This is a genomic window from Mesorhizobium sp. WSM3860 (assembly GCF_002294995.1).
Taxonomy (GTDB): domain Bacteria; phylum Pseudomonadota; class Alphaproteobacteria; order Rhizobiales; family Rhizobiaceae; genus Mesorhizobium.
Genome location: NZ_NSGF01000002.1, coordinates 143,797 through 160,209, shown reverse-complemented (window position 1 = coordinate 160,209; position 16,413 = coordinate 143,797). Strand labels below are relative to the sequence as shown.

The window sequence follows — 16,413 nt, the reverse complement described above, 5'->3', positions numbered from 1 at the left end:
TGTCTCAACCTCCTTTCACCGAGCCGGCAAGCAGCCCGCGGACGAAATAGCGCTGCAGTGAGAAGAACACGATCAGCGGCACGATGATGGTGATGAAGGCCGATGTCGTGAGGATTTCCCAATTGCCGCCTCTCGAGCCGAGCAGCGCGTTGAGTTGCGCCGTCAGCACGATCTGGTCTGGCGCCGTGCCGAGGAAAACCATCGCCACCAACAGATCGTTCCACACCCACAGAAATTGAAAGATGGCGAAGGAGGCAAGCACCGGGAAGGACAGCGGCAGCACGATCTTGACGAAGATCTCGAAATCGCTGGCGCCGTCGATCCGTGCCGATTCCATGATCTCGCGCGGCAGGCCGGCGATATAGCTTCTGAGCAGGTAGATGGCGAAGGGCAGGCCGAAGCCGGTATGCGCCAGCCAGATGCCGAGATAGGTTTTCGACGGCACGCCGAAGAAGGTCCCGACGCCATTGTAGAGCTTGAGCAGCGGGATCAGCGACATCTGCAGCGGCACTACCAGAAGGCCGATGATGACCGCAATCAGCAGCGCCCGTCCGGGAAAGCGCATCCAGGCCAACGCATAGGCTGCGAAGGCGGCGATCAGGATCGGGATCACCGTCGCCGGAATGGTCACGGTCAGCGAGTTCATGAAGGAGCGGCCGATACCTTGCGACAGAAGCACGTTCTCGTAGTTTTCCGTGGTGAATTTCGGCGGCGCCGAGGACGCATAGTAGACGCGCTGGCCGCGATCGCCTTCGAAGGCCTTCGGCGAAGACAGCACGAACGTGCCGTCGGCGTTGACCTGCAGCGACACCCCATCGCCCAGATCGGCAGCTGTGCCGGCCTTGTATTGTGTCGGCGCCGCCGCCTTGGTGCCGAAGGCGCTGATGGCACGCTTGGCGCCGTCGCCGAAGACGTTGCCTTCGATGACGTATTTGCCGTCCTTCTGGGTTTGCGCGGACGCAGCCGGCAGACGCCCAGCCTCGGTCTGGCTGGAGCTTGCGAAGGAGTTCCACCAGCCCGAGGCGATGATCTGGTCCTTGTCGCGCAGCGACGAGACGAGGATGCCGAGTGTCGGGATGGTCCAGATGACGACGAAGATCAGCACGGCGAGATGAACGCCGAATCGGCCGACGAAGGACTTTCCGCGGGTCGCAGCCATCTCAGTGTCCTCCCGTCTCTTTGTTGGCCTGGCGAATGTTCCAGACCATGATCGGGATGACCGCGATCATGATGATGATGGCGATCGTGGCGCCGCGGCCGAAATCGCCGCCGCCGCGGAACATCCAGTCGAACATCAGATTGGCCAGCACCTGGCTGTTCCATTGGCCGTTGGTCATCGTCAGCACGATGTCGAACACTTTCAGCACCAGGATGGTGATGGTGGTCCAGACAACTGCGATCGTCCCCCAGATCTGCGGCACCATGATCTTCCAGAAGATCTGGAACGGGTTGGCGCCGTCGATCACGGCCGCTTCCAGCGTCTCTTCCGGAATGCCGCGCAACGCCGAGGACAGGATCACCATGGCAAAGCCGGTCTGGATCCAGATCAGGATCACCATCAGGAAGAAATTGTTCCAGAACGGCAGCGATATCCAGACCTGCGGCTGGCCGCCGAAATACTGGATGATGGCGTTGAGCAGGCCGATCTGCACCTGGCCCTCGCCGCGATACTCGTAGATGAATTTCCAGATCACGCTGGCGCCGACGAAGGAGATCGCCAGCGGCAGGAAGATCAGGCTCTTGGCGATCGTCCCCCACCAGATCTTGTCGGTGAGCACGGCGATGATCAGGCCGAGGAAGGTGCAGGCCGCCGGCACCACCGCCAGCCACAGGATGTTGTTGAAGATCGAGTTGCGGAAATCATGGTCGCCGAACGCCCATTGGTAGTTGGCGAGGCCGACGAAATGCTCGCCGCCGCGGTCGAGAAAAGAGAGCCGCAGCGTCTCGATCACCGGATAGATCAGATAGATGGTCAGGATGATCATCGCCGGCCCGACGAACAGCCATGGCCGCACCAGCCCTTGCCGGCGCAGATTGTCGACGGCGGCGCTGCCGGAGACGCCGCGCGACGGAAAGATAAGATCGAGCAGTTTGTTGGCGCCCCAGAAATACGCGACACAGCCGCCGACGCCGATGATGATGACGAATATGGCCGAGAAAATCTGAGCCGCCATGGGTCCCTCTCCCTGGGTATGACCGCCAGCCAAGGCTGGCAGCCGCATGCATCGACTTTCAGTTATTCGGAACAATCGAGACGCGAAGACTTCCGGCGTGGGCTGCCGGTCGGACCCGGGCCGTAGCCCGGATCCAGCAGGAGGATGAGGAGAGTCTCGAGGTCGCGCGCGGCGGCCTCTTTTGCCGGCTGCCTACTTGATGGCATCCCAGCTCTTCTGGATATCGGCGGCGACGTCCTGGGCGGTCTTGCCGCCGACGAGGTCGATCATGCCGGTCCAGAAGGAGCCTGCGCCGACCTTGCCGGGCATCAGGTCCGAGCTGTCGAAACGCACCGTGGTGGCCCCGACCAGGATCTCGCCCTGCTTCTTCAGCGCGTCGCTGCCATAGGCGTCCTTGTTGGCCCCCTTGAAGGGCGTGACGAAGCTCTTCTGCGCCATCCACAATTCATGCGCGAGCGGCATCTCGAGGAACTTGATGAATTCACGCGAAGCCTTGGAATCCTTGGTGATCATCACCAGCGTTCCGGCCACTTCCAGCGGCGTGCCCAGTTCCGGCTTTGAGGCGTAGGGCGGGTAGGGGAAGAAGTCCGCATCCTGGCCGAGCTTGACGTTCTCCGGGAAGAAGGAAGGAATGAACGATGCCTGATGGTGCATGTAGCACTTCGGCGGCACTGTAAAGAGGCCCTTCGGGCTGTCGCGGAAGTCGGTTGCCGCGACTGCCTTGGCACCGCCGTCGACCATCTTGTCGTCGGTTGCGATCTTGCCGAAGATGTCGAGGGCGTTGATCACGGCCGGATCGGTGAAGGGAATCTCGTTCTTCACCCATTTGTCGTAGACTTCCGGCGGCTGGGTGCGCAGCATGATGTCCTCGACCCAGTCGGTCGCCGGCCAGCCGGTGGCGCCGCCGGAACCCAGCCCGATGCACCAGGGCTTGCCGCCGTCGGCAATGATCTTCTTTTCGAGATCGGCCAGTTCCTCCTGTGTCTTCGGAACTTTATAGCCGGCCTCCTCGAAATTATCTGGCGAGTACCAGACCAGACCCTTGACGTCGATCTTGTAGGGAAAGGCATAGAAGCCCGCCTTGCCGTCCTTGCCCGTATAGGTGCCGAGCTTGGCCCAGGAGTCGCCGGCGGCATAATTTTCCTTGATCCAGGCGGCGACGTCGTCGCCCAGCGGGGTCAGCACACCCTTGGAAGCGAGATCCTGGATCAGTCCCGGCTGTGGCAGGATGGCGATGTTGGGCGGGCTGCCGGCCTGTGTGTCGATGACGATCTGCTGCTCATAATTCTCGGACGAGGAGTATTTGACCTCTGCCCCGGTCGCCTCGGAGAAATAGTCGAGCACCGAACGCACGAGCGTTTCGTCCTCGCCGCGCCAGGGCCCGAAGATGGTCAGCGTCTCGCCCTTGAGGTCGACTTTCTTGAGCTCGTCGTAGTTCGCCCAGTGGAAGCGCGGGTCCTCGCCCGGCTTGAACTTCAGTTCGGCTTGCGCCGGCAGGCTGAGGGCGAGCGCTGCGAAAGCCGCGCCCAAGAGAAGCATTTTCTTCATCGCAATTCCTCCCAGTGGACAATGAGTTCGGACGAGACCTCCATCCCGTCCGCCGACGCCCGCGGAACTGTGACTCAGCGAGAAGGCAACCGCAACCTTTCGAAGAGTCTTCCAAAGCGCTTTGGCTTCTTCGATCTCGCCATTGAATCGAGTGGAAGTCAAGAGGCCGGCCATGCTAATCGATTTAGACTTGCCTTCGAGATGACAAAAAGTGCGCTGCAGCAAGCTTTTTTGGCATTGCAGCAGCAATTTCGGCTTCAAACTATCTTTGGCCGCCACTAAGGTCATGATGCTGGGCGATAGCGCCAGCGATCATCGGATCGATTCAAATTGAAAGCGCTTTGAGGCTGGAGGCCTCCGATGAACCTCAAGCAACTCTCGCACATGCTGTCGCTTTCGCAGACGACGGTAAGCCGGGCGCTGAACGGCTACCCGGAGGTGAGCGAGGAGACGCGGCGCCGCGTGATGGATGCCGCCAAGCGCCACGGCTACCGGCCGAATCCCAGCGCGCGGCGGCTGGCCACTGGCAAATCGGGAATGATCGGCTATGTGCTGCCGACCGGCAATGCCGTCGACATCGATCCGCATTTCGTCGAGTTCCTTTCGGGTCTCGGCGACTATGCCCGCTCGCACGAGCTCGATCTGGTGCTCTCGCCGGCCGATGCCGACGACCAGGAAACCACTTATCGGCGTATCGTCGCCAACCGGCAGGTCGACGCCGTCTACATTTCCTCGCCGCGCCCCGCCGACCGGCGGCTGGCGCTGGTCAACACGCTGGGCATTCCCTTTATCGTCCATGGCCGCAGCGAGGGCTTTGAGTTCGACTATCCCTATCTCGATATCGACAACGAGGGCGCGTTCCACGAAGCGGCCAGGCTTCTCGTTCAGCTCGGCCACAAACGGCTGGCGCTGATCAACGGCGACGACCGCGAGACCTTCGCCATTCATCGCGAGCGTGGCGTGCGCCAGGCGCTTGCCGCCAGCGGACTGACGCTGGGCGAGCGCCATATCTGTTCCACGACCATGACCGAGGAAAACGGTTATCGCGCCGCCCGCCGCTTGCTCGAAGAAAGCGGAGCGCCGACGGCGATCGTCTGCTCCAGTCTCATCATGGCGCTCGGTGTCGTCCGCGCCGTGCGCGATCTCGGCCTGACCATTCCGGGCGATCTGTCGCTGGTCGCCCATGACGACGTCTTCCCCTGGCTGCGGCCGGAGAATTTCCCGGTGCCGCTGTCGACGACGCGTTCCTCCATCCGCCTCGCCGGCGCGCGCGTTGCCGAGCGATTGGCGGCGCGCATATCGGGGCTGGAAGAGGGCGCGCGGGGCGAGGTCTGGCCGGTCGACCTGGTGGTGAGGGGGTCGGTCGCTGGGGCGCCGCGGTAGTCCGACAGGCGAGACGCCTGGAGCTCCTTCACACCCGCCTCTGTCTTGCCGGGCATCTCTCCCGCAAGGGGCGAGATTGGATGTCGCCGCACGTTTCGCCAATCATCAACTTCGCACAGCTATTTCGGCGCTGAAACTGCTGATCTCCCCGCTTGCGGGGGAGATGGCTGGCAGGCCAGAGGGGGTGCTGTCCCGCCAACATTACAGATATAAGCGGGGTTACTCCTTCACCGCCCCGGCCGCCTTGATATCCAGCAGCCCATAGCCGAAATCATTGTCCCGCCCCTTCGGGCCGAGATCCTTTGCCGTGGCGGCCAGCGCCTTCACGATGTCGTCGGCCGAGCGGTCAGGCGTTGCGTGGATCAGATTGGCGATGGCACCGGATACGATCGCGGCGGCGAAGGAGGTGCCGGTCACCACGTCCGAGCCGGCGCCGCTCGGCGCCAGCATCTCGACGCCCGGTGCCGAGATGAAGACATAAGCGCCGCGATTGGCCTGCGGCATCAGCCCGTCCTTGGCGTCGGTCGCGGTCACCGCGATGACGCCGTCGAAGGCCGCCGGATAGCCGTAAGGCGCTTTCGGCCCGTTGTTGCCGGCCGCCGCGACCAGCACCATGCCGAGCGCGCGCGCATTGCGGCAGGCCGTGCCGAGCAGGTCGTTCTTCGGCCCGACGAAGCTCATATTGATGATGCGCACGTCCTGTTCAGCCGCCCAGTCGAGCGCCGACAGGATGACGTCCATACTCGATTTGCCGCCCTCGAAGGCTCGTGCGTGATAGATCCTGGCGCCCGGCGCCATGCCTTCCAGCGGCCCGACGCCGGCGATCAGCCCGTCGACCGAGGTGCCGTGGTCGCGCTTTTTGATCGGCACGTTCGGCATGGCGTCGAACTGGCCGGCAATGACGCCTTTCAGCGCTGGGTTGGTATCGTCGATGCCGGTGTCGATGACGGCGACGCGCACGTTCTCGCCGCTCGCCTGTTTCGAATCGAGCGCGATGCGCTCGAAGGCATAGTTCACGATGCCGGCGGTCTGCTGCAGCGAATAGATGTGGTTGGGCTCACGCCGTTGGGTGCGCCCGTCGGCGGCGAGCTGCGCCAGCACGACGCCGACCGGCCGTCCGTCGGGAATGCCGTAGCGCACCAGCGTTGTGCCGAGCAGCCGCGACTGGCGCTGCGAGCGCACCTGCAGGCCGAAGGTGGTGGCGATCTGCTGCACCGCGCCGGCATCGCCGGCGACCGTCACCAGCACCTCGTCGGGCACGAACTCGCCACTGACCGCACGCGGCGGCGCTGCGAGATTGAGCCCGGTAGGCGGCGTGATGGGGCCGCTTGGCGACGGAGCGGGCGCCGGTGTGCTCGTCGGAGCCTTTGGAGGCGCCGTTCCGCTCGGCTGCGTTGGCGCAGGCGTCGGGGGTGCCGGCGGATTCGGGAACAGGTCGACGATCAGCGCCGGCAGGAACACGGCGCCGCCGGCGGCATTGCCCGCGCCGGATTTCTCGCCGCCATTCTTAGCACCGCCGTCCTTGTCGCAGTCAGCGCCGGCCGCCGTCGTGCGGTTGAGGCAGTCGATCTGCTTTTGCGAGAGGTTCGGATCGTTGGTCTGCGCAGCGGCGGGAGCGGCGACAAATGTCGCCGCGAGGATTGCCGCATGAAGAACGACCGCTTTAGCCGCCATCGGCCGGTTTCCTTCCCTGCACCACGGCTTCCGCGAAAGGCTGGGCGGCAATAAGGCCGACGAGCTTGTCGTAGTCGGCCGCCGTGCTGGCCGGGATCGTCACGTGAAACACACCGTCGGCGGTCGGCCCGCCGGCGATCTTCAGCCCGTTCTGGCCGAGGAAGGCGGCGATGTCCGACATCTTGGCATCCGGCTTGAACTTGACCAGGGCGAAGGGCAGCTTCGCCAGATCGTCCTGAGCGCCGGCGATTTCAAAGTCGTTGCCCTTGCCACCTGGCCGCTCGAAAGACTGCGCCACGACCAGCGCAAGCAGCGCCGCGGCCGCCGCCCAGGCGACGCCCGAGGGGATCGCCGTGACCCGGCCGAAGACCTTCGCCAGCCATGACTGGCCGGCGGGCGCGCGCGCCGGACCGGCCTCGGCGTCGAGCGCCCTTGCAAAGCGGGAGAGCGCGTCGGCCGGGGGTCGGATCGCTTCGTTGGCGGCGGCGGTGCCGGAGAATTCGGCTTCCGCCTCGCCGAGCGCGGCCATCGCCGCAGGATCGGAGGCCAGCCATTCCTCGACGGCTTCCAGTTCGGCGCCTTCCAGCGAGCCGTTGAGGTAGAACGGCAGCAGTGTCTCCATCTCGTCGCGCCGCGACATCTTTTCAGCGGCGCTCATGGCCACCCCCTGTCGTAACCAGCGGCCTTGAGGGCCTCGCCGAGTTTCTTACGGGCGTAGAACATCCTGGTCTTGACGGTGGCAACCGGGATGTTGAGCACCTCGCCGATCTCGGTCACCGACTGGCCATGGTAATAGGCAAGGTCGATCACCGTGCGGTGCTCCTCCGGCAAGGCATCGACGAAGCGGCGCAAGGCGGCGGCCTTGTCCTCTTTCATGGTGACGACTTCCGGCGTGTCGGCGCTGTCGGGAATCTGCGCCGCGTCATCGTCGTCGATCCAGTCTTCCTTCTTCTTGCGAAGCAAGGATAGCGCCTTGAAGCGGGCGATGCCGAGCAGCCAGGTCGAGACTTCCGAGCGGCCTTCGAAGCCTGGCGCCTGGCGCCACAGCTCGAGAAAGACCTCGTTGGTGATATCGTCGGCCATCATTTCCGATCCCGTCTGGCGCGCCACGAAACGGTAGATCCGCGCGTGGTGACGCATGAACAGGAGCCGCACGGCCGCCCGGTCGCCCTTCGCGACCCGGTCGACAAGCGCGCGATCGGTTTCGGTCGCCGCGTTCATGGCCGGTCGAGCCGCCTGGCTCCTCGTGGCTCTGTCGCTGGTCGGTCCAAGAAGGTTCATCCTCCGCCAAGGAATTTTCGGAAGCTAACCGAAGAAGATGAGCGTTGCCAGAGTATCTCCTTCTTCGCGTCGCTATACGGGGAGAAGGTGCCGGCAGGCGGATGAGGGTCGCCGGCGTTCGCAATTGTCGAGGCTGGCGCTGCCCCTCACCCCCTACCCTCTCCCCGTATGGTGACGGGGAGAGGGGCGCGAACGTCCTGCCCACTTCTCATTCGAGGAAAGGCTTTGCCTTCATCGTAGCCGGCACCGCCACGCCGAGCCGGCTCAGCACCGTCGGCGCGAGCTGCAGCTGGTCGAGCAGCGTGTCGGCTTCAGGACCCTTCGCCGGTCCGAAATAATACAGCGCGAAATCCTGCATCTCGTCGTCATGCCCGCCGTGATGGCCGCGGTCGGTCTGGCCGTGATCAGCGGTGACGATGACTTCATAGCCGGCTTCGCGCCAACCGGGCAGGAAGGCGGCAAGCATTCCGTCCATCGCGTAGCAGGCATGATCCATCTCGTGGCAGTCGTGGCCGAAGCGATGGCCCATCGAGTCCAGCGTGCAGCTGTGCAGGATGCCGTAGTCGATGCCGTGGCGGCGGGTGAGTATGGTCAATGTCGCGAAAAGGTCGACATCGCTCGGCGTCATCTGGTTCTTGAGATTGTAGCCGGTCATGGTGTGGAAGCGGCCATGCGTGATCGGCCCGCCAGGCTCGTCGAATTCCATGTCCTCGACGAGGTCGAACGGAAAGCTGCGGAAGAATTCCGACCAGTAGGAATGCGTCACTGCCCCGGTCCTGCCGCCCGCGTTGCTGACCTCCGAGAAGATATCGGGCTGCCTGACCCGGAACCGATTCTCGTTGGAGAGGATGCCATGCACTTGCGGCGCGACGCCGGTGTGGATCGAGGCGTAGCAGCAGGCCGATGTCGATGGCAGCACGGAGCGCATCTTCCACACTTGCGCCTCGCCCGATTGTACCCAGCCTTCGAGGTTGCCCATAAGCCGGCGCCAGTTCCGGTAGGGCACCCCGTCAAGGATGATGAGCAGCAGTTTGGAGTTAAGTGCCACGGGCAATTCCATGCGTTCTTGCGGGAGAGATCGGCATCGAGGGCTTGACCTCCGGCCAAGTCCGAGAAGCGCAGCGAAGAGCCAGCCAGCTTAGTTGCCGGCGCTTTCCATGCGCCGGCCGGCAATCGCCTTCTCCAGCCAGCCGATCTCCATTTCGGGGACGGAGGACAGCAGAAGGTCGGTATAGGCATCGAAGGGCGGCGCCAGCACCTTGCTCTTGGAGCCGTAGCGCACCACCTCGCCGCGATACATCACCGCGATCGAATCGGCGATCGACTTCACTGTCGCGAGGTCGTGGGTGATGAAGAGATAGGCCACTTTCTCGATCTGCTGCAGGTTGAGCAGCAGCTTGAGGATGCCGTGGGCGACCAGCGGATCGAGCGCCGAGGTCACCTCGTCGCAGATGATCAGCTTCGGCTTGGCGGCGAGCGAACGGGCGATGCAAACGCGCTGCTTCTGGCCGCCGGAAAGCTCGGCCGGATAGCGGTCGATGAAGCCCTTGCCCATCTCGATCTGGTCGAGCAGCTCGGCGACGCGCTTGTCGCGCTCGCGGCCCCTCATGCCGAAATAGAACTCCAGCGGCCGGCCGATGATCGTGCCCACCGTCTGGCGCGGGTTCATCGCCACGTCGGCCATCTGGTAGATCATCTGCAATTGGCGCAGGTCCTCTTTCGGCCGGTCGGAAAGCCTGTTGCCAAGCGTGCGGCCGTCGAAGAAGACGCTACCCTGCTCGGGCGGCAAGAGGCCGGTGATGGCGCGCGCCAGCGTCGATTTGCCGGAACCGCTCTCGCCGACGACGGCCAGGGTCTGGCCCGGGTGGATGTCGACCGAGACGTTCTTCAGCACCTTGACGAGACCGCCGCCATAGGCGGCTGTCACGTTCTTCACCGACAGCATCGGTGTGGTGCCGGGCTGCTGTTCGTTGTGCTCGATCTCATGCACCGAGACCAGCGCGTTGGTGTATTCCTGGCGCGGCTCCTTGATGATCTGGCGGGTACCGCCCCATTCGACCAGCCGGCCATGGCGCAGCACCATGATCTCGTCCGCTACCTGCGCGACCACGGCCAGGTCGTGGGTGATGTATAAAGCCGCCACATGGGTATCGCGGATCGCGTCTTTGATCGCCGCCAGCACGTCTATCTGCGTCGTCACGTCGAGCGCTGTGGTCGGCTCGTCGAAAACGATCAGGTCAGGCTCGGAGCAAAGCGCCATCGCCGTCATCACGCGCTGCAACTGGCCGCCGGAGACCTGGTGCGGGAAGCGCTCACCGATGGTTTCGGGATTGGGCAGGCTGAGCTTCCTGAACAGCGCGACGGCTCGCTTCTCGGCTTCGGCCCGGGTTGCCGTGCCGTGCAGAAGCGTCGCCTCCACCACCTGGTCCATCAGCCGGTGCGCCGGATTGAAGGCCGCTGCCGCCGACTGGGCGACATAGCACACCTCGCGGCCGCGCAGCTTGCGCAAGCCTTCCCTGCCGCCCTTCAGTATATCGCGGCCGTTGAGGATCACCTCGCCGCCGGTAATACGCACGCCGCCCCGGCCATAGCCCATGGAGGACAGGCCGATCGTCGACTTGCCGGCGCCGGATTCGCCGATCAAGCCGAGCACCTTGCCCTTCTCCAGCGTCAGCGAGACATCATGGACAAGGGTGATGGTCTTCGGCGCCTCGCCGGGCGGATAGACGGTCGCCTCGATGCGCAGATTGCGGATGTCGAGGAGTCGGCCGGAATTTGCTTTGCTGTCAGCCATCACCCGCGCCCTCCCTTCAGGCTGGTCGTGCGGTTGAGCACCCAGTCGGCGACAAGATTGACCGAGATCGCCAGCGCCGCGATCGCCGCCGCCGGGATGAGCGCCGCCGGGATGCCGAAGACGATGCCGTCCTTGTTCTCCTTCACCATGCCGCCCCAGTCGGCGTCCGGCGGCTGCACGCCGAGGCCGAGGAAGGAAAGCGTCGACAGGAAAAGCACGGCGTAGATGAAGCGCAGGCCGAGCTCGGAGACCAGGGGCGACAGCGCATTGGGCAGGATCTCGCGGAAGATGATCCAGCCGCTGCCTTCGCCGCGCAGTTTGGCGGCCTCGACATAGTCCATGACGTTGATGTCGACCGCCACCGCGCGCGACAAGCGGTAAACACGGGTCGAATCGAGGATGCCCATCACCAGGATCAGCGTCACCAGGTTGGATGGCAGCACCGACAGGACGACGAGGCCCATGATCAGCGTCGGGATCGACATCAGCAGGTCGACGAGGCGCGACAGCATCGTGTCGAACCAGCCGCCGAACACCGCCGCCGAAAAGCCCAGAATGGCGCCGAGCGAAAAGGACAGCGCCGTGGCCAGCACGGCGATGAACAGTGTGATGCGGGCGCCATAGATCATGCGGGACAAGAGATCGCGGCCGAGATTGTCGGTGCCTAGCAGATGCACCGATGACATCGGTTCCCAAGGGACGTCGCTGACGATCTCGGCATTGCCGTGCGGGGCGATCCATGGCGCCAAGACCGCCGCCAGCACGAACAGCGTCGTCAGCACAATGCCGATCAGCGCCGCGACAGGAGTGCGTCTGATATCGAGCATAACGGCGCCCCCTACTTCGGATGCCTGAGCCGCGGATTGGCGACGATCGCCGCAATGTCCGCGATGATGTTGAGGGCGATATAGACGGCCGCAAAGATCAGGCCGACCGCCTGGACGACGGGAACGTCGCGCTTGGTGACATGGTCGACGAGATATTGCCCCATGCCCGGATAAACGAAAATCACCTCGACCACGACGACGCCGACCACGAGATAGGCGAGATTCAGCATGACGACATTGATGATCGGCGCGATCGCGTTCGGGAAGGCATGCTTGCGGATGACCGCGAAAGCCGAGAGCCCCTTCAGCTCCGCCGTCTCGACATAGGCCGATTGCATGACGTTGAGGATCGCCGCTCGCGTCATGCGCATCATGTGGGCCAGCACCACCAGCGTCAGCGCCGCCGCCGGCAGCGCGATCGCCTGCAACCGCTCGCCTAACGACATTCCAGCATAGACGGTCGAGATTGCGGGGAACCATTGATGCTGGACGGCGAAGTAGAAGACCAGCAGGTAGCCGATGAAGAATTCCGGGAACGAGGTCGAGGCGAGCGCCACGCCGGAGATCATCTTGTCGACCCAGCCATTGCGGTAGCGCACCGCGATCAGGCCAAGCGTGATCGCCAGCGGAATGGCCACGATTGCCGCCCAGAAGGCCAGGAACAATGTATTCCACAGCCGTTCCTTGATCGATGTCGCTATGTCCTGGCCGCTCGACATTGCGGTGCCGAGATCGCCGGTGAGCACGCCGCCCAGCCAGTGGAAGTAGCGGATATAGGCAGGCTGATTGAGCCCGAGCTGTTCGCGCAGATTGGCGAGCGACTCCGGAGTCGCCGATTGTCCGAGGATGGCTTGGGCGACGTCGCCGGGCAGGATCTGGGTGCCGGCGAAGATCAGGACCGAAACGGCCAGCAGAAGGAGGATGCCCAGCGCAACGCGCTGGGCCACCAGTTTCACGACGGGTGAGGACATCTCCGCAAGGCCGGACCTTAGGCTTCCAGCCAGCACTTCGACAGGGCGTAGCCGTTCATCAGCTCCTGATGCGGATCGTCCACCCAACCACCGACCTTGGGACCAGTTGCGTCGATGAACTGGTTGAACATTGGCAGGATCAAGCCGCCCTCGTCACGTACCATCACAGCCATGTCATGATACATCTGCTTGCGCTTGGCCTCGTCGAGCTCGGCGCGCGCCGCCAGCACCATCTTGTCGAAGTCTGGCCGCTTGAACCGCGTGTCGTTCCAGTCGGCGCTCGACAGGTAGGCGGTCGAGTACATTTGGTCTTGCGTCGAGCGGCCGCCCCAATAGGAAGCGCAGAAGGGCTGCTTGTTCCAGACTTCGTTCCAGTAGCCGTCGCCGGGCTCGCGCTTGATTTCCAGCTTGATGCCGGCCTTGGCCGCGCTCTGCTGATAGAGCTGCGCGGCATCGACGGCGCCGGGGAATGCGACGTCCGACGTCCTGAGCAGCACGGCGCCGTCGTGACCCGACTTCTTGTAGTGGAACTTGGCCTTGTCGGGATCGTATTTGCGCTGCTCGATCTCGGTGAACAGCGGGTAGGAGGCGTTGATCGGGAAGTCGTTGCCGAGCGAGCCGTAGCCGCGCAGCACCTTGTTCAGCATCTCTTCGCGGTTGATCGCCAGCTTCAGCGCCATCCTGAGGTCGTTGTTGTCGAACGGCGCCGTGTTGCAATGCATGATGAACACGTAGTGGCCGGGACCGGAGTGGTTGCGGATGGTGACGCCCTTCACGCGCTTGATCAGGTCGACGATCTTCGGCTCGACGCGGTTGATCATGTTGACCTGACCGCCCTGCAGGGCCGCCGTGCGCGCCGTCGCGTCGTTGATGACGACGACTTCGACCTGATCGGCATGGCCCATCTTGTCGCCCTGCCAGTAGTTGGCGAAGCGTTCGCCGACATGACGCACGCCGGGCTCGTTGACCTTGACCTTGTAAGGGCCGGCGCTGATGCCGGCATCGGGTTTGTCCTTGCCGCCATTCGGCTGGACGATCAGGTGATAGTCGCTGAGCAGATAGGGAAGGTCGGCGTTGGCTTCCTTCAGGGTCAGCACCACTTCCTTGCCGTTGGCCTTGATGGTCTCGATGCCCTTCATGTAGCCGAGCGCGCCGGACTTCGACTTCTCGTCCGAATGGCGCTCGAGCGTGGCTGCCACGTCCTGGGCGGTCACCGTCTTGCCGTTGTGGAATTCGATGCCGTCGCGGATCTTCAGCGTCCAGACCTTGGCGTCGTCCGAAGAGCCGATTTCCTCGGCGATGCGGTTCTCGAGCTTGCCGTCGGGCGACAGCTCGACGATCATTTCGCCCCAGCACTTGCCGAAGGCGAAGGGCACCTGGGTCATCATCAGCGCCGGGTCGAGGCTGTTGGTGGATTCACCGCCGACCAGGCCGGCCTTCAACGTGCCGCCCTTGACGGGGCCGGCAGCCCGGGCGGCGCTCGAAAGCAGCGAGTTGGCGAAGGGCGCGGTGACGCCGAGCGCGGCGGCGCGGCCAAGGAAGTCGCGGCGGCTTAGCTTTCCGGCAGCGACGCGCCGGCTGAGATAGTCGAGTTCGTTTGTCATTATGGGTTCCTCACTCTGATGGTACGACCATGTGGTCGGTTCTTGTTCTTGTGAGGGATAATGAGCGCAACGGAAAGCTGTAAGCAAGACCGAATGCGACATGCCGTGGCGTAAATGGCGCGTCGCATTTGGACCAATCTTGTCAGCTCTCACACGAGAGCGCGAGGAATCGCCTGTTTGAAGTCGCGCTCGAACACCAGCTTTTCGCCCTCATAGGCCTCGATTCTGGCGCTGAGGATGAAGTTTTGCGCGTCAGACCGCATCTCGGCGAAGGTCTCGGTCCGCACCGACCATTCGTTCCGCGACAATGTTTGCGTCCAATGCGTGCTGCCCGTCGCCGACAGCGGATCGTCGGGATGGATCGCCCATGTCTCCCTGACCATGCTGCCGTGGACTAGCCCGTGCTCCAGGTCGCGCACCTCGCCGAAATCGTCCGTTATGGAAAGTGTGACGATGCCGGTCTTTTCGTTGCGGTCGATATGCCGTTCGGAATTGGTGGGCCTGATCGTCTCGGTCGCCCAGGGCATAGCCCCTTCCGGTTCGGGGAACGAGACCTCGTCGCCCGTCGCCAGCGGGCGCAGCGGCAGTTTGAGCGTCGCGGCCGACAGTTCGAGCGTCGCCGGCTCCGGCGAAGGCCAGATCATCGGCCAATAGGCGGTCGAGACGGCGACCCGCAGCCGGTGGCCGGCCGGCACCCGATAGGCGCACTGGTCGAGCACGACGCGTGCCGAAACCGTCTCGCCTGGCATCAGCGCTTCCGGGAACTCGTGCGAGTTGCGATGGGTGAGGTTGAGCACGCCATAGGAGATCAGCTCCGAGGCGCCGTCCGGATGCACGTCGCAGAGACGCACTGCGACGTTGGCCTGGCGGCGGTCCACGGCAACCCGTAGTTCGACTTCCGGCGCGCCGACGATATCGATCGCCTCCTCGAGTTCGACCTGGTCGAAGCATACCGAAAGCGCGTCGTCGGGGCGCTGGTCGCCCGGCAATTCCGGACCGAAGGTGAAGGGAAAATACTCGCCGCCGGCAAGCCCGCAACTTTGCGGCGAGGCGACGATTGCCGGCCTGGCGCCTTGGGGAATGAGCTCGGTTGCCTTGACTTTGATGTTGGGCGAGGGCCATTGCTGTTCCGCAACCCAGCGGCCTGGTCGTTCGGGATGCCAGCGAGCCGGGCGCACGCTGTCCATGACATAGGCGCGGTAGTCAGGGTCGGCCTCGACCCCGGTCGCCGCGCCTTTCAGCCAGCGGTCCCACCAGCGCAGCGCCTCCTGCAGGAAGCCGATGGCCGGATTGGGTGCCGCGTAATGCGGATATTTGTGGATCCAGGGGCCGACGATGCCCTTCACCGGCGCCTGGATGTTGGTAACGAGATTGGAGATCGTGTTGCGGTAGCCGTCATGCCAACCGCCGATCGACAAGACGGCCGCCTTAACGGCCGAAAAGTCCTCGCAGATCGAGCCGCGCTTCCAGTAGGCATCGCGATGCTGGTGGCTGAGCCATAGCGGCGCGAGAAAAGGCTGGTTCTCCAGCCGGCTGAGCCACAGATCGCGCCAGCGGTTGCCGCCGGCGATTTCCGGATCCGGCGGCCGCGACGAGTAGGAGAGCATCGTCGAGGCCCAGCCGAAATTCTCGAGCAGCAGGCAGCCGCCCTTGTAATGGATGTCGTCGGCATAGCGGTCGACGGTCGAGCACAGGCTGATCACCGCCTGCAGCGCCGGCGGCTGCTTTGCCGCGACCTGCAGGCAGTTGAAGCCGCCCCAGGATATGCCCATCATGCCGACATTGCCGTTGCACCAGGGCTGCGCCGCCGCCCAGGCGATGACGTCGCAGGCGTCCTGCAATTCCTGCTCGGAATACTCATCGTCCATCAGCCCTTCGGAATCGCCGTTGCCGCGCATGTCGACGCGGATCGAGGCATAGCCGTGTCCGGCGAAATAGGGATGCGTCAGCTGATCACGGAAGATGGTGCCGTCGCGCTTGCGGTAGGGCAAATGCTCGAGAATCGCCGGCACCGGGTTGTCGGCGGCATCCTCAGGCATCCATATGCGCGCCGACAGCCGGCAGCCATCCGGCATGACGATGCCCATATCGGCAAATTCGATGACCTTGCGGGGGAATTCAGTGACGGTTTTCATGCAAGGCACATGATGGAACCGT

At 63.8% G+C, this 16,413-nt stretch carries 14 protein-coding genes; 2 read left to right on the top strand and 12 right to left on the bottom strand.

All coding sequences use genetic code 11. The features are described from left to right. Positions 1–4 precede the first annotated feature (4 nt). From CK220_RS04665 to CK220_RS04655, 3 genes are all read right to left on the bottom strand, one after another. Entirely contained in the window at positions 5–1,159 is a 1,155-nt protein-coding gene (locus tag CK220_RS04665) for a carbohydrate ABC transporter permease (RefSeq protein WP_095810420.1), read from the bottom strand. 1 nt (position 1,160) lies between these two features. Next, positions 1,161–2,174 carry a sugar ABC transporter permease gene (locus CK220_RS04660; RefSeq protein ID WP_095810419.1) on the bottom strand — a complete coding sequence of 338 codons (1,014 nt, stop codon included), beginning with the start codon at positions 2,172–2,174 and terminating at the stop codon, positions 1,161–1,163. Positions 2,175–2,366: 192 nt separating this feature from the next. After that, on the bottom strand, positions 2,367–3,722 hold the full coding sequence (locus tag CK220_RS04655) for an ABC transporter substrate-binding protein (RefSeq protein ID WP_095810418.1): 1,356 nt from the start codon (positions 3,720–3,722) through the stop codon (positions 2,367–2,369). 21 nt (positions 3,723–3,743) lie between these two features. Between CK220_RS04655 and CK220_RS04650 the strand changes: the two genes are divergently transcribed. Together CK220_RS04650 and CK220_RS04645 are read left to right on the top strand one after the other, a co-directional pair. Further along, complete coding sequence (locus tag CK220_RS04650) at positions 3,744–4,004, top strand: hypothetical protein (RefSeq protein ID WP_095810417.1); 261 nt, start codon at positions 3,744–3,746, stop codon at positions 4,002–4,004. Positions 4,005–4,082: 78 nt separating this feature from the next. Further along, positions 4,083–5,105 (top strand): substrate-binding domain-containing protein, encoded by a 1,023-nt coding sequence (locus tag CK220_RS04645; protein ID WP_095810416.1) that lies wholly within the window; start codon positions 4,083–4,085, stop codon positions 5,103–5,105. Between the two features lie 219 nt (positions 5,106–5,324). Here the strand turns inward: CK220_RS04645 and CK220_RS04635 are convergent, their stop codons facing one another. The 9 genes from CK220_RS04635 to CK220_RS04595 form a co-directional block, all read right to left on the bottom strand. After that, entirely contained in the window at positions 5,325–6,779 is a 1,455-nt protein-coding gene (locus CK220_RS04635) for a S8 family serine peptidase (RefSeq protein WP_095810415.1), read from the bottom strand. Beyond that, complete coding sequence (locus CK220_RS04630) at positions 6,769–7,437, bottom strand: anti-sigma factor (RefSeq protein ID WP_095810414.1); 669 nt, start codon at positions 7,435–7,437, stop codon at positions 6,769–6,771. Before CK220_RS04630 ends, CK220_RS04635 begins: the two co-directional genes overlap by 11 nt. Beyond that, on the bottom strand, positions 7,434–8,000 hold the full coding sequence (locus tag CK220_RS04625) for a sigma-70 family RNA polymerase sigma factor (RefSeq protein ID WP_095810413.1): 567 nt from the start codon (positions 7,998–8,000) through the stop codon (positions 7,434–7,436). Before CK220_RS04625 ends, CK220_RS04630 begins: the two co-directional genes overlap by 4 nt. 268 nt (positions 8,001–8,268) lie before the next feature. Then, entirely contained in the window at positions 8,269–9,108 is an 840-nt protein-coding gene (locus tag CK220_RS04620; protein ID WP_095810721.1) for an alkaline phosphatase family protein, read from the bottom strand. A gap of 90 nt (positions 9,109–9,198) precedes the next feature. Continuing rightward, positions 9,199–10,854 (bottom strand): ABC transporter ATP-binding protein, encoded by a 1,656-nt coding sequence (locus tag CK220_RS04615; RefSeq protein ID WP_095810412.1) that lies wholly within the window; start codon positions 10,852–10,854, stop codon positions 9,199–9,201. Further along, complete coding sequence (locus CK220_RS04610) at positions 10,854–11,681, bottom strand: ABC transporter permease (protein WP_066995982.1); 828 nt, start codon at positions 11,679–11,681, stop codon at positions 10,854–10,856. The genes CK220_RS04615 and CK220_RS04610 overlap by 1 nt, the downstream gene beginning before the upstream one ends. 11 nt (positions 11,682–11,692) lie before the next feature. Continuing rightward, a complete protein-coding gene (locus CK220_RS04605; protein ID WP_095810411.1) occupies positions 11,693–12,652 on the bottom strand; it encodes an ABC transporter permease in 960 nt (319 codons plus the stop codon). 17 nt (positions 12,653–12,669) lie between these two features. Further along, positions 12,670–14,256 carry an ABC transporter substrate-binding protein gene (locus CK220_RS04600; RefSeq protein ID WP_095810410.1) on the bottom strand — a complete coding sequence of 529 codons (1,587 nt, stop codon included), beginning with the start codon at positions 14,254–14,256 and terminating at the stop codon, positions 12,670–12,672. Positions 14,257–14,405: 149 nt separating this feature from the next. Continuing rightward, positions 14,406–16,391, bottom strand: coding sequence for a CocE/NonD family hydrolase (locus CK220_RS04595; protein ID WP_095810409.1), 1,986 nt, complete (start codon positions 16,389–16,391; stop codon positions 14,406–14,408). Positions 16,392–16,413 lie beyond the last annotated feature (22 nt).